The following is a 13474-nucleotide window of genomic DNA, read 5'->3' as shown; positions in this document are numbered from 1 at the left end:
CATGGCACGTCCGAAGAAGCGCTTCCAGCAGCTGATCGAGGAGATCGATCGCACGCCCTGGGGCCCCGCCGAGCAGGCCCTCGTCGCGGAAGCCGTGGCGTTGGCGGTCGAGGTCGGCGACGAGCGCCTCGAGTACGAGGCGCGGATGCGGCAGACGGCTTCGGCCAACATGGGCGGCGCGACCGACGTGATGCTGAACTCGTTCGCGTGGTGCCTCGCGCACCATGATGCGGATCCGCAGCGGTTCCCCGCCGACCTCGACAACGGCGGCGCTGACCTGATGTGGCAGTTCAAGTGGATGGCCTCCTCGTTGCGGTCCTCGCCCGCGTTCTCGCAGGAGCAGATCGCCGCCGTGCTGGACGATATGGAGGCGCACTACCGCGCCGCCGGACTCGGCCTGAGCGGCGTGCTCACCGCACGCTTCGAGGATGCCTGGGACGCCGGTCGCATGGACGATGCCGAGGCGCTGCGCGTGCAGCTCGAGGCCACTCCCCGCGACGACCACAGTCACTGCGACGCCTGCGGTCGCAGTCAGGTCGCCGGTTTCTATGCGGACACCGACCGCGACGACGAGGCGATCCAGCTGGTCGAGGAGATGATCGAGGGCGGCTTCTCCTGCGGCGAGGAGCCGGAGCATGCGCTCTCCCGGGCCCTGCTCCCCTACCTCCGCGCCGGACGCCCGGCGGAAGCGAAGACCGCCCACCTGCGCAGCTACCGCCTGGCGAAGGACAACCCGGACAACCTCCGCATCGTGGCCAACAACATCGTCTTCGCCGCGATCACGGGCAACGAGGCGCGGGCACTCGCCATGGTGGAGAAGCACATCGCCTGGCTGGCGCACGACGGACTGAACGTCGACGCGCATTTCGCCGCCCTCGCCGCCCTCGCCGTGGCCCTGGACCGGGTCACCGCCGCGGGGCACGGCGACACCCCCGTGCGCGGTGCGGACGCTCCCTCCCTCGTCCCGTTCTTCGGCGAGCACGACGGTCCATGGAGCGCGACCGACCTCGCTGCGGCGGCCTGGTCCGCCGCAGAGCGGATCGGCGCCGCGTTCGACGAGCGGGACGGGACCCGGGGACACGCCCGCAGTCTGGACCGGATGCGCGCCCTCGCCACGGAGCAGTACGACGTGCCGATCCGCTCGGATGCGTTCGTCGCCCCGACCCCGTCCGCCGCCCCGGTGGATGCGGACGGCTGGTTCGAGCGCGCGATGCAGCTCGCCCAGTTCGGGGCCGAACACGAGACCCTCGACGCTCTTCCCCGGGCTCTCGCGGTGGAGGAACCCGACAAGCGCGCCCAGCTGCTGTCGATGCGTCTGGGCATCCTGATCGCCCTCGACCGCGCCGAGGAGGCCCTGCAGCTGCTGCCCGAGCGCATCGCCGCGCTCCGGGCCGCCGGACGCGAGGAGCAAGCCGCACTGGAGGAACGCCTGGAGCTCGCGACCTTCGGGCTGAACACCCCCGAGACGACCGCCGCGCTGGAAGAGGCGATCTCCGACGCGGCTTCGGCCTCGCTTCCCGCCTGGTCGCGCGGTGACCTCGCGATCAGCCGCGCCGCACTGCACCTGCAGGCCGGCGAGGCGGATGCGGCACTGGATCTCGCAGAGGTCGCCGCCCGCTCGTTCGCCGAGGCCGAGGACGTTCGCCTCTCGAACACCACGACCCTGCTGGCGATCTCGGCGGTGCTCAGCAAGGGCGACCTGGAACCGGCGATCACATTGCTCGACGGCTTCCTCGCCCAGGAAGACCTCAGCATCGGACACCGGGCACAGGCCCTGCAGATCAGGGCGCGGGTGCGTGGCGGCACCGACAACTACGTCGAAGGCGCCACGGATGCAGACGAGGTCTGCCGGCTGCTCGCCGAGCTGGGAGCGACCCGCGCGCTCGGCGATGCGCACCTGCTCGCCGGGGCCCTCTGGGAGGACGCGGAAGAGCCCGAGAAGGCCGTTTCGCGCTACCGTCTCGCGTCGCGGATCGCTGGAGAGGCCGGGGGCGACTCCACCGGTGTCGACTTCCGTCTCGCGCGCGCCATGCTGCGGGTCGGGGATGCGGAGGAAGCGGCGGAGCTGTTCGGCGATGTGCTGCAGCGGGAGGAGAACGCGGAGGTGGCCGCCGGCTCCCGCGCGATGACGGCATCGATGCTGGCCCGCGCCCTGGGCGCGGCCGGTGAGTTCGGCCAGGCCGTCGGGGCGCACGGCTACGCCTCCGAACTGTTCGGCCAGGCTGAAGAGCACGCCGATCAGGCGATGTCGATGACCGAGCAGGCCAAGATCCTCGCACGCTTCGACGAACAGGAGGACGCGATCGGGCTGCTGGAGGCGGCCGCCGAGATCGTGCGCCGCGCACCCGACGCCGTCGGAGCGCTGACCGAGGTGCTGCACAGTCTCGGGCAGGCGTACGGCGGTCGTGGTGACGAGCGGGCGTTCGCGCTCTTCGACGAGGTCGCCGCGCTCGCGCAGCAGCACGAGGCGGAGTGGCTCCTCGCCGATGTCACGGATTCGCGCGGTCGCGCTCTCGCCGAGCTCGGCCGGATCGACGAGGCGGTCGCGGCCGCGCTCACCGCCGCCGACGGGTTCGCCGCGCTCGGAGACCTGGGCTCTGCAGGGAGCTCTGAGCTGTTCGCCGGACGCGTGCTCGCCGGAAACGACAGGTCAGCCGATGCAGTACCCGTCTACCGCAGTGCGATCGAGCACGCCGCCGGCCACCCTCCACTGCTGCAGGTGGCCGCACTCGAACTCGGCAACGTCTTCGAGTCGCTCGGTCGGCACGGTGAAGCCGCCGAGATCCGTTCGCACCTGGAGAGCTGAGCGCCCGCTCAGAAGAACTGGCGCCAGTTCGCCCTGGCGAGATCGAGGAGCTCGTCCCCGCGCCCGGACATCACCGTGCGGATCGCGTACAGCGCGAAGCCCTTGACCTGGGCTGCCTCGATCGCGGGCGGCATCGACAGCTCCTGCCGTTCCGTCACCACGTCCAACAGGGCGGGGCCGTCGTGGGCGAGCACCTCGCGCACGGCCTCCGGCAGATCCTCGCTGCGCTCCACACGACGGGCGAAGATCCCCATCGCCTCGGCGATCGCGGCGAAGCTGGGGTTCTCCAATCCGGTCCCGTACGTCACGAAGCCCGCGGCCTTCATCTCGAGCTCCACGAAGTTCAGCGACGAGTTGTTGACCACGATGGTCTTCACGGGCAGTTCGTTCTGCGTCAGGGTCAGCAGCTCACCGAGCATCATCGAGAGACCACCGTCACCCGCGAGGGCCACGACCTGTCGGTCGGGGTGGGCCACCTGCGCCCCGATCCCGTGCATCAGCGCATTGGCCATCGAGCCGTGCGTGAACGAACCGATCAGCCGGCGGTCCTGGGTCATCGACAGGTAGCGGGCCGCCCACACGGTCGGCGACCCCACGTCGGCCGTGAAGATCGCGTCGTCGGTCGCGTACTCGTCCAGGAGCCGAGCCAGATACTGCGGATGGATGGGGCGGTCGCCCTTCGCGGGCACCGCCAGCTCGTCGAGCTTCTTGCGTGTCTTGCGATAGTGGGCGGTGGCGTCATCGAGGTGGCTCCGGTCGTCCTTGCGTGCCAGACGCGGCAGCAGGGCATCGGCGGTCGCGCGCACGTCACCGACCAGCCCCAGATCGAGGGGATGCCGCTTCCCGAGCTGTGCACCCCGGATGTCGACCTGGATCGTCTTCGCACCGTCCGGATAGAACTGCTCGTAGGGGAAGTCGCTGCCCAGCACGAGCAGGGCGTCGGCGGCCTCCATCGCGCGGAACCCGGAGGCGAAGCCCAGAAGCCCCGTCATCCCGACGTCGAAGGGGTTGTCGTACTCGATGAACTCCTTGCCGCGGAGGGCGTGCACGATCGGCGCGCCGAGCGTGTCGGCGAGGGCTATGACCTCGTCGTGGGCGCCCTCCACACCGGCACCCGCAAGGATCGTGACGCTGTTCGCCGCGTTCAGCAGCGTCGCCGCCTTCTCAAGCTCCGCAGCGCTCGGCACGATCACGGGGTGGCTGCGCTCGATCACGACGGCGCGATCGTCGGCGATGTCAGCGAGGGCGACGTCCCCCGGGATCACGAGCACCGCGACGCCGCGCTCCTCGATCGCGGCGCGCATGGCGATCTCCAGCAGGCGCGGCATCTGTGCGGGATCGGCGACGTACTCGACGTACACGCTGCACTCGCGGAAGAGCTCCTGCGGATGCGTCTCCTGGAAGTACCCCGTGCCGATCTCGGTGGTGGGGATCTGCGCGGCGATGGCGAGCACCGGCACACGCGAGCGGTTCGCATCGTACAGTCCGTTGATGAGGTGCAGGTTGCCCGGTCCGCAGGATCCTGCGACGACCGCGAGCTCTCCCGTCGTGGCGGCATCCGCAGCGGCGGCGAACGCGGCGGACTCCTCATGGCGCACGTGCACCCATCGGATCGTGCCGTCCTTGCGCAGGGCGTCCGTGAAGCCGTTCAGCGAGTCCCCGGGGATGCCGTAGACCCGGTCGATCCCATTGGCGTGCAGAGTCTTGACGATGTTCTCAGCGACGTTGGCCATGCTTCGACCCTACGCCCGGGCACCCACACGAAGGAGATCTCATGCTCTGAAGGAGCGAATGCTGTCTTCGCTCCTTCAGAACGGGAGATCTCCTTCAGAGCGTGAGTTCTCCTCCAGGATGTGAGATCTCCTTCAGGACGGGAGATCTCCTTCGGGACACGCGCCGCGCAGTGCCGGTGCGGTCAGTACTCCTGGGGACCGTCGCGCTCCGGCTCGGCACTGCGGCGGAACGCCCGCCCCGAGACCGAGGTCGGGGCGATGCGCACGAAGACACGCTTGAGGGTGGGGATCCAGGGCCGAAGCCCCGCGGCCTCCGCCCGCTGCACGTCGGCATCCGACTCCAGTGCGGTGGCGTACCCGCGGATGATCACGCTCCAGGCATCCGTGTCGGTGTGGTCGTCGACCTCGAACAACACGTCGGTGTTGACGGTCAGCTCGAACAGCTTGCTGCCCGGCGCGGTGCGGAACAGGATGCCTTCGCCGTCGACCACGTAGTTCACCGGGAAGATATCGATCGTGTCGCCCACATGGGTGACGAGTCGTCCCAGTTCCTGCGTGCCGAGCAGCTCCCAGCTCCGGTCCGAGGTCAGGGTCTCGATGGGGTCGGTGTGCGCGCTCATGCCGCCATTGTCTCCCACTCGATGTCTTCACCGACAGGCCATTCGTCACGCGTTTCGATGACCGCACGCGAACGGCCCCTCGCGGTCTGCGAGGGGCCGTCCATCGTGGCGCTCAGCCGATGCGGATGAGCTTCTTGTTGACGAACTCGTCGGCGGCCAGGTGGCCCAGCTCGCGGGCCGTGCCGCTGCGCTTGACACCGCCGAAGGGCAGCTCGGGGCTGTCAGCCAGCACGAGGTTGACGTAGACCATGCCCGCCTCGATCTTGTCGGCGACGCGCTCGGCCTGCTCGGCATCCGTCGTGAAGACGTACGAGCCGAGCCCGAACGTGGTGTCGTTCGCGAGCTCGACCGCAGCGTCCTCATCCGCCACACGGTAGACGACGGCAGCGGGTCCGAAGAGCTCCTCGCGGTACACGTTCATCTCGGGCGTCACGTCGGCCAGCACGGTCGGAGCGAAGAACGTGCCCTCGCGCGTTCCGCCGGTGAGCAGGGTCGCCCCCTGCTCGATGGCCTGGTCGATCTGCTTCTGCAGGGTGACCGCGGCCGTCTCGGAGGACACCGGACCGAGGACCGTGTCGTCGAGCATGGGGTCGGTCGCCTCGACCGCCGCCATCGCTGCCGTGAACTTCTCGACGAAGGCGTCGTACAGCCCGTCCACCACGATGAACCGCTTCGCGCCGTTGCAGGCCTGTCCGTTGTTGTCCAGACGAGCATCGACGCCGGCCTGCACGGTGGCGTCGAGGTCGTCGGTGGAGAGCACGATGAACGGGTCGGAGCCACCCAGCTCCAGCGCGACCTTCTTGAGGTTGCGGCCGGCGATCTCGGCGACGGCGGCGCCGGCGCGCTCGGAGCCGGTGAGCGAGACACCCTGCACGCGCGGGTCGGCGATCATCGTCGCGATCTGCTCGTTCGTCGCGAGCACGTTCTGGTAGGCGCCCTTCGGGAAGCCGGCATCGTGGTAGATCTTCTCGATCGCGGTCGAGGACTCCGGGCACTGCGGCGCCGGCTTCAGCAAGATCGTGTTGCCGACGATCAGGTTCGGGGCGGCGAAGCGGACGATCTGGTACGCCGGGAAGTTCCACGGCATGATGCCGATGAGCGGCCCGAGCGAGGAGCGGCGGATGACGGCCGAGCCCTCCCCCAGGATCGCGATCGGCTGGTCCGCCATGATCGACTCCGCCTGATCGGCGTAGTAGTCGGCGATGTCCGCGGCGAAGTCGACCTCGCCGAGCGCGGCCTCACGGGGCTTCCCCATCTCGCGCACGAAGATGTCGGCGAGCTCTTCCCGTCGCTCGCGGTGCAGCTCGGCAGCGCGGTGCAGGAGCGCGGCGCGCTCGGCGACGGTCGACGAGCGCGACCACTCGCGGTGGGCGTCGTCGGCGGCGGCGACGGCCTCCTCGATCTGGGCGTCGGTGAAGGTGTCGAAGGACGCCAGCGTCTCTCCGGTGGCGGGGTTGATGACGGCGTAGTCGGTCATGACATGTCCTCTCGTGTGGTGGGGCGGGACCCGACGGCGCGGGCCCCGCGCATCGGAATCAGGAGACCGGGATCAGCGTGTACTTGGTGGACAGGTACTCGTGGATGCCCTCGAACCCGCCCTCGCGGCCGACGCCGGACTGCTTGACGCCGCCGAAGGGGGCAGCTGCGTTGGAGACCACGCCCACGTTGAGACCCATCATGCCGGTCTCGAGCTTGTCGATCATCCGCTGTCCGCGCTGCAGGTTCTCGGTGAAGACGTACGAGACGAGCCCGTACTCCGTGTCGTTCGCGAGGTGCACGGCTTCATCCTCGGTCTCGAAGGTCGCGATGGCGAGCACCGGTCCGAAGATCTCCTCGCGGAGGATCGCGCTCCCGGCGACGACATCGGTGAGCACGGTGGGTTCGTAGAACGTGCCCGTGCCCTCGACGGCCTTGCCACCCGCGAGGAGGGTCGCACCGCGTCCGACCGCGTCGTCGACGAGCTCGCCGGCCTTGGCGACGGCATCCGCGTCGATGAGCGGACCGATCGCGACGCCGTCCTCCGTGCCCCGACCGATCTTCATGCTGTTGACACGTTCGGTCACGCGCTTCGCGAACTCGCCCGCGACGTCCTTGTGCACGATGAAACGGTTGGCCGCGGTGCAGGCCTGTCCGATGTTGCGGAACTTCGCGGCGAGCGCCCCGTCCACCGCCTTGTCGAGGTCGGCGTCGTCGAACACCACGAACGGCGCGTTGCCTCCGAGCTCCATCGACACGCGCAGCACGCCCTCCGCCGCCTGAGCGATCAGCTTGCGGCCGACTTCGGTCGAACCGGTGAACGACAGCTTGCGCAGACGCGGGTCGGCGATGATGGGTGCCGAGAGCGCGCTGGACTTCGACGTCTGCACGACGTTGACCACGCCCGCGGGCAGTCCGGCCTTCTCCAGCAGCGAGACGAAGAAGATCGTGGTGAGCGGCGTGAGTGCCGGGGGCTTGATCACGACAGTGCAGCCGGCGGCGAGCGCGGGGGCGATCTTGCGCGTCGCCATGGCGAAGGGGAAGTTCCACGGCGTCACGAAGAAGGACGGTCCGACCGGGCGCTGCGACACGACCATGTGGCCGGTGCCCTCCGGGTTGATGCCATATCGGCCGCTGATGCGCACGGCTTCCTCGCTGAACCACCGCAGGAACTCGCCGCCGTAGCCGACCTCACCCCGGGCCTCGGCGAGCGGCTTGCCCATCTCGAGGGTCATGAGCAGGGCGAGATCCTCCTTGTGCTCCTGCACGAGGTCGAACGCCCGACGAAGGATCTCGCTGCGCACGCGAGGAGCCGTCGCAGCCCAGTCGTCCTGAGCAGCGACCGCGGCGTCGAGCGCACGGATGCCGTCTTCGGGCGTCGCGTCGGCGATGGTGCGGATCACGGCACCGGTCGCGGGGTCCTGCACGTCGAAGGTGCCGCCGGTCTCGCCGTCGATCCACTGACCGCCGATGAAGAGACCGGTGGGGATGCTGTCGAGGAGGGCCTGTTCGGTCTGGGTGCTCATGATTCTCTTTCTGTGAGGAGGGCTAGGAGCGCGGGCGCCGGCTGGGCGGTGCGTCGATGCTCAGCGTCTGTCCGCGGAAGAACGCGGGCCGTCGGACCGCGTTCCAGATCATGACGACGATGCCGACGACGATGATCAGCATCCCGAGGATGAAGACGATGCCGACGCCGCCGATCTGCGAACCGGACCCGTAGGCGGGGTCCATCGAGTCGATCAGCGTGGTGAAGAACAGCACCGCGAGGATCGCTCCGCCGACGAGCGGGAACAGGAACGTGAAGAAGAAGTTCCGCGTCGAGTCGAACCACTGCTTGCGGAAGTACCAGACGCACGCGAAGGCGGTGATCCCGTAGTAGAAGCAGATCATCATGCCGAGCGTGAGGATGGTGTCCCACAGCGTGTCCTCGCTGACCACGCGCATGACGGCGTAGAAGGCCGATGCCACGATCGCCGAGACGATCGTCGCGTACCCGGGCGTGAAGAAGCGCGGGCTGACCTTCGCGAACGACTTGGGCAGCGCGCCGTAGTGCCCCATCGCGAGCAGCGTGCGCGCCGGTCCCACGAACGTCGACTGCAGCGACGAGGCCGAGCTGGTGAGCACGGCGAGCGAGACAAGGAACGCGAGCGGACCGAGGATCGGGCCGGAGAGGTGGAAGAAGACGTTCTCCTGGATGTCCTCGTTGCCGAGTCCCAGCGCACCGGTTCCGACGCCGGCGAACATGATCATCGCGACGGCGAGCAGCAGGTACAGCGAGACGATCGTGAGCACCGTGAGGGTGGCCGCACGCCCCGGGGTCTTCTCGGGATCCTTGGTCTCCTCGTTCATGGTGAGCGTGACGTCCCAGCCCCAGAAGATGAAGATCGAGAGCGAGAGGCCGGCCGCGATCGCGCTGAACGACGAGATCGCGAAGGGGTTGAACCAGTTGAGATCGAACGGCTGGTAGTCGAAGCCGTTGCCGGCGACGGCCTGGACGATCGCCGAGATCGCGAAGAAGACGAGGACGAGGATCTGGAAGCTCACCAGCCAGTACTGCAGCTTCTGCGTCGTCTGCATATCGCGGTACGAGACCCAGGTCGCGCCGAGCATGAACAGCAGGCACACGCTGATGTTGATCCACGTGACGCTCGCCAGCCCGGCGATGTCCGGATTGCCGGTGATCTGCGAGATCAGCAGGAACAGGAAGTCGACCGCGATGCCGGCGAGGTTCGACAGCACCAGGATCGTGGCGACCACCAGGCCCCAGCCTGCCATCCAGCCGACCCACGGCCCGAAGGCGCGGGCAGCCCACGTGAACGAGGTGCCGGAGTCGGGCATCCGGTTGTTCAGCTCGCGATAGCCGAAGGCGACCAGGAGCATCGGGATGAACCCGACGAGGATGATGGCGGGGATCTGCGACCCCACCGTGGACGCGACCGGGCCGACGGCCGCGGTGAACGTGTATGCGGGCGCGATGCACGAGATGCCGATCACGACCGCGCCGATGAGGCCGACCGTTCCGGCGCTCAGGCCCTTCGTGGAGATACCGGTGGTGACACCGGATTCGGGCTCCGTCGCCCGGTTGGTGCTGCTCATCAGCGTTCTCCTGCCTCGTTGCGGGTGCGCGGGACGACGATCATGGGGACGGGGAGCTCGTGCAGCATCTTCGCTGCCGTGGACCCCAGGAAGAGACGACGGGGCTGGGCCAGGCGGCTGGAGCCGACGAGGACGACCTCCCCGGGAAGCCAGTGGAGCTGCGCGACGGCATCCTCGACGGAGTCGCCCGGTGCCTTCTCGACCGCGGCGGTGCGACCGTCCGGCAGCAGCTCCGTCGCCACCGCCAGCACCTCCTGCGCGTGCGTGTCGCCGACCGTGCGGATCGCGCCCGTGTCGAGCCCCGGAGGCACGTCGAACGGCACGAGGGACACGAGTCGGAGATCGACACCGCTGTCGCCGGCGATGGCTACGGCCTCGTCGAGAAGGGCATCGGCGCCCGGCCGCGAGCCGACCGCGACGGTGACGCGCGGGATCACGTGGTCGTCCTGCTGCGCGGTCCCCACGGGGGCGAGGGCCACCGGGATGGTCGACGAGTGCAGGAGCTCGGAGGCGACGCTGCCGAGACGGTGGCGTCCGAAGATGCCACCACCCGCTGCGCCGATCACGATGACCCTGGCGCCGAACTCCTCACCGGCGGCGATCAGTCCTTCGGCGAACGACTCGGAGAAGCGCACGTGACCGCTGCGGGTCAGCTCCTGCGGAAGGCTGACCACGGCCTCGCCGAGCCACTTCTTGGCCTGCGCCCTGATGTGCTCTTCGTAGGCCCGCTCCGGCGGCACCGCGGCGTTGCGGGTGCCCTCGTTGGGAAGCACGATCACCAGGTGCAGCGTCGCGCCGAGGCTGCGGGCGAGCCGCGCACCGAGGGCGGCAGCATCCGCTCCCGCATCCGTCGCCGTGTACCCCACGACGACCGAGCCGCTCATCAGCCGACGCTCTCTGCGGAGCCGTTCTCACGGCTTGCTTCGACGATGTTCGAGGCGACCAGGTGCCCCATCCGGATCGCGCCGTCCACGTGCTGGTACCCGGCACCGGCGATGTCGCTGCAGGCGAAGTGGATCGGGCCGACGGGGGTGCGGAGATCAGCGCCGTACCGGTGCAGGCCGCCCATGTCGAAGCTCGCGGCATAGGCGCCGCGCGTCCATTCCTCACTGCCCCAGTCGCTCTCGTAGTAGACGACCGGGTTCTTGGCCTCGGGACCGTAGTAGTGCGACAGCGACTCGAGGATGCGCTCCTTGCGCTCCTCGGCCGAGAGCTCGAAGACCCCGTCGGCGTTGGCGTCGGACACGAAGCCGACCAGGGTGCCGCGCTCATCGCCGTGGTTCGTGTTGTCATAGGCCTCGTGCGAGAGCTCGTACGGGCTGAACGCGGTGCCACTGAGGCCCTGCTCGCGCCAGAACGGACGGTCGTAGACCGCGTGCACCTTGATGACGAAGCCCATCGAGAGGTGCTGGTGCAGCTGATGCTGGCGGCGCGGCAGCGGCGGCACGAACGAGATGCGGCTGTACAGCACCGGCGCGTGGGCGAGGATCGCGTGGCGGGCACGGACCGTGAGGTCGTCGGTGGTGGCGACGACGCCGGCATCCGACCACTCGAGGCTGCGCACGGGCTGGTTGAGGAGCACATCGTCGCCCAGACGCTCGGCGAGACGCAGCGGCACCTGCTGGAGCCCGCCGACGACCCGCTTGTCGAGGATGAAATCGGCATCCACGAGGTTCGAATAGGAACCGGCGGACGAGGCCATCAGCAGCGACTGGAGCAGGGAGAACGCGTGCGTCGGCTTGGTGAGCATCGCGGATCCCGTGGCGAAGGCCAGGTTCCGCACGGCCTCGTCATCGTCGGTCTGGTGACGCAGCCACGCGTCCCAGGTGATGGAGTCCCAGTCGGCGGCGCTCGGGTGCGCCCAGGGACGATCCGGGTCGATCTCGGCGACGAGCGCATCCAGGATGTCGGTGATCCGAGCGATCTCCGCCTCGGTCTCCGGGGCGACGGGGAACATCTCGCCGGTGAAGCGGTGCACCTGCCCATCGGGTCCGATGTAGACGCTGTCCCCTTCGCGGTAGCGGCTGTAGGTCTCGAGCCCCAGCTCCTCGATCGCGTCCTTGAGTGCATCCTGATCGGGCGAGACCCACTGGCCGCCGATCTCGAGCATGGCGCCGTCGATGACGTCGGTCCACAGTCGTCCGCCGACGCGGTCGCGGGCTTCCAGCACGGCGACCGACAGGCCGGCCTTCCGGAGGTCGTTCGCCGCCGTGAGCCCTGCGGCTCCGGCACCGACGATCAGTACATCGCGGGTGATCTCAGACATCTGCAACTCCTTCGTTGGGAAGTAGTGCCGGTCGCGACCCGAAATCCCCCGATTGGGGTCGCGACCGGACAGGGGGTCAGGCCACGCGGCAGCGCGGCCTGCACATCATTCCGTGGCCGCGGCGAGGGCGGCGGCCACGACGTCGAGGCCTTCGTTCAGCAGGTCGTCGCCGATCGAGAGCGGAGGAAGGAAGCGGATGACGTTGCCGTAGGTTCCGCAGGTGAGGACGATGACGCCCTGCGCGATGCAGGCCTTGGCGACCGCGGCCGTGAGAGCGGCGTTCGGTGCCTTGGTCTCGGGGTCGACGAACTCGGCCGCGATCATCGCACCGTGGCCACGGATGTCGCCGATGCGAGGGTCGCTCTCCTGGATCGCGGTGAGGCGGTCCGTGAGGATCGTGCCGATCTCCCGGGCACGCTCGATCACCCCGTCGTTCTCGAACACGTCGATCGACGCGAGCGCCGCGGCGCACGCGATCGGGTTCCCGCCGTAGGTGCCGCCCAGACCACCGGAGTGCGAGGCGTCCATGATCTCCGCGCGGCCGGTGACGGCGGCGAGCGGAAGACCGCCGGCGATCCCCTTGGCGGTGGTGATCAGGTCGGGCTCGATGCCGAAGATCTCGCTCGCGAACATGTGCCCCGTGCGGGCGAATCCGGTCTGCACCTCGTCGGCGATGAAGACGACGCCGTTCGCGCGGCACCAGTCGACGATCGCCGGCAGGAAGCCGTCGGCGGGGACGATGAAGCCGCCCTCGCCCTGGATCGGCTCGATGATGACCGCGGCCAGGTTGTCGGCGCCGATCTGCTTCTCGAGCTGGAGGATCACGCGGGCAGCGGCCTCGCCACCCTCGAGCCCGTCACGGAACGGGTACGACATCGGCGCGCGGTAGACCTCGGGGGCGAACGGGCCGAACCCGCTCTTGTAGGGCATCGACTTGGCGGTGAGCGCCATGGTCAGGTTGGTGCGGCCGTGGTAGCCGTGGTCGAAGGCGACGACCGCCTGGCGACCGGTGTGCTTGCGGGCGATCTTGATGGCGTTCTCGACCGCCTCCGCTCCCGAATTGAACAGGGCGCTCTTCTTGGCGAATCCACCGGGGGTGACGCGGTTGAGTGCTTCAGCGACGTCGACGTACGACTCGTAGGGCGAGATCATGAAGCAGGTGTGGGTGAACTGCGCGGCCTGGGCGGCGACGGCGGCGGCGACCTTCGGGTGCGCGTTGCCGACCGTGGTCACGGCGATGCCCGAGCCGAGGTCGATGAGGGAGTTCCCGTCGGCATCGACGACGACTCCGCCGCCGGCCGCGACGGCGGCGATCGGCACGGTGTGACCGACACCCGCTGCCACGGCATCCGCCTTGCGCGCGAGCACCTCGGCCGAGCGGGGCCCGGGGAGGTCCGTGACCAGACGACGCTCCTGCGGGAGGTCGGGTCCGCCGAGAGGGACTGCGGGGGCTGCGGTGTCGAGGAGTGCCATGTTC

General features: G+C 69.1%; 9 protein-coding genes. 1 reads left to right on the top strand and 8 read right to left on the bottom strand.

The features are described from left to right. Position 1 precedes the first annotated feature (1 nt). Positions 2 to 2806 carry a hypothetical protein gene (locus LVJ59_RS14450; RefSeq protein WP_232763555.1) on the top strand — a complete coding sequence of 935 codons (2805 nt, stop codon included), beginning with the start codon at positions 2 to 4 and terminating at the stop codon, positions 2804 to 2806. Positions 2807 to 2814: 8 nt separating this feature from the next. Here LVJ59_RS14450 and poxB read toward each other — a convergent pair whose 3' ends face one another. From poxB to gabT, 8 genes are all read right to left on the bottom strand, one after another. Further along, entirely contained in the window at positions 2815 to 4539 is a 1725-nt protein-coding gene (gene poxB / locus LVJ59_RS14445; RefSeq protein ID WP_134352067.1) for a ubiquinone-dependent pyruvate dehydrogenase, read from the bottom strand. A gap of 182 nt (positions 4540 to 4721) precedes the next feature. After that, positions 4722 to 5159 carry a pyridoxamine 5'-phosphate oxidase family protein gene (locus LVJ59_RS14440; RefSeq protein ID WP_047522352.1) on the bottom strand — a complete coding sequence of 146 codons (438 nt, stop codon included), beginning with the start codon at positions 5157 to 5159 and terminating at the stop codon, positions 4722 to 4724. Between the two features lie 112 nt (positions 5160 to 5271). Continuing rightward, positions 5272 to 6636, bottom strand: coding sequence for an NAD-dependent succinate-semialdehyde dehydrogenase (locus LVJ59_RS14435; RefSeq protein WP_232763554.1), 1365 nt, complete (start codon positions 6634 to 6636; stop codon positions 5272 to 5274). Between the two features lie 58 nt (positions 6637 to 6694). Beyond that, positions 6695 to 8161: an NAD-dependent succinate-semialdehyde dehydrogenase gene (locus LVJ59_RS14430; RefSeq protein WP_232763553.1), complete on the bottom strand. Its 1467-nt coding sequence runs from the start codon at positions 8159 to 8161 to the stop codon at positions 6695 to 6697. Between the two features lie 22 nt (positions 8162 to 8183). After that, entirely contained in the window at positions 8184 to 9731 is a 1548-nt protein-coding gene (locus LVJ59_RS14425; RefSeq protein ID WP_131494318.1) for an APC family permease, read from the bottom strand. Beyond that, positions 9731 to 10615 (bottom strand): universal stress protein, encoded by an 885-nt coding sequence (locus tag LVJ59_RS14420; protein WP_232763552.1) that lies wholly within the window; start codon positions 10613 to 10615, stop codon positions 9731 to 9733. The genes LVJ59_RS14425 and LVJ59_RS14420 overlap by 1 nt, the downstream gene beginning before the upstream one ends. Continuing rightward, on the bottom strand, positions 10615 to 11997 hold the full coding sequence (locus tag LVJ59_RS14415; RefSeq protein WP_232763551.1) for an NAD(P)/FAD-dependent oxidoreductase: 1383 nt from the start codon (positions 11995 to 11997) through the stop codon (positions 10615 to 10617). Before LVJ59_RS14415 ends, LVJ59_RS14420 begins: the two co-directional genes overlap by 1 nt. A gap of 105 nt (positions 11998 to 12102) precedes the next feature. Continuing rightward, positions 12103 to 13470: a 4-aminobutyrate--2-oxoglutarate transaminase gene (gabT, locus tag LVJ59_RS14410; RefSeq protein ID WP_052193443.1), complete on the bottom strand. Its 1368-nt coding sequence runs from the start codon at positions 13468 to 13470 to the stop codon at positions 12103 to 12105. Positions 13471 to 13474 lie beyond the last annotated feature (4 nt).

The sequence above is a fragment of the Microbacterium sp. KKR3/1 genome (genome assembly GCF_021272365.1).
GTDB classification, from domain to species: domain Bacteria; phylum Actinomycetota; class Actinomycetes; order Actinomycetales; family Microbacteriaceae; genus Microbacterium; species Microbacterium aurugineum.
Note: the sequence above shows the minus strand (reverse complement) of the source record. Positions and strands in the feature narration are given on the sequence as shown.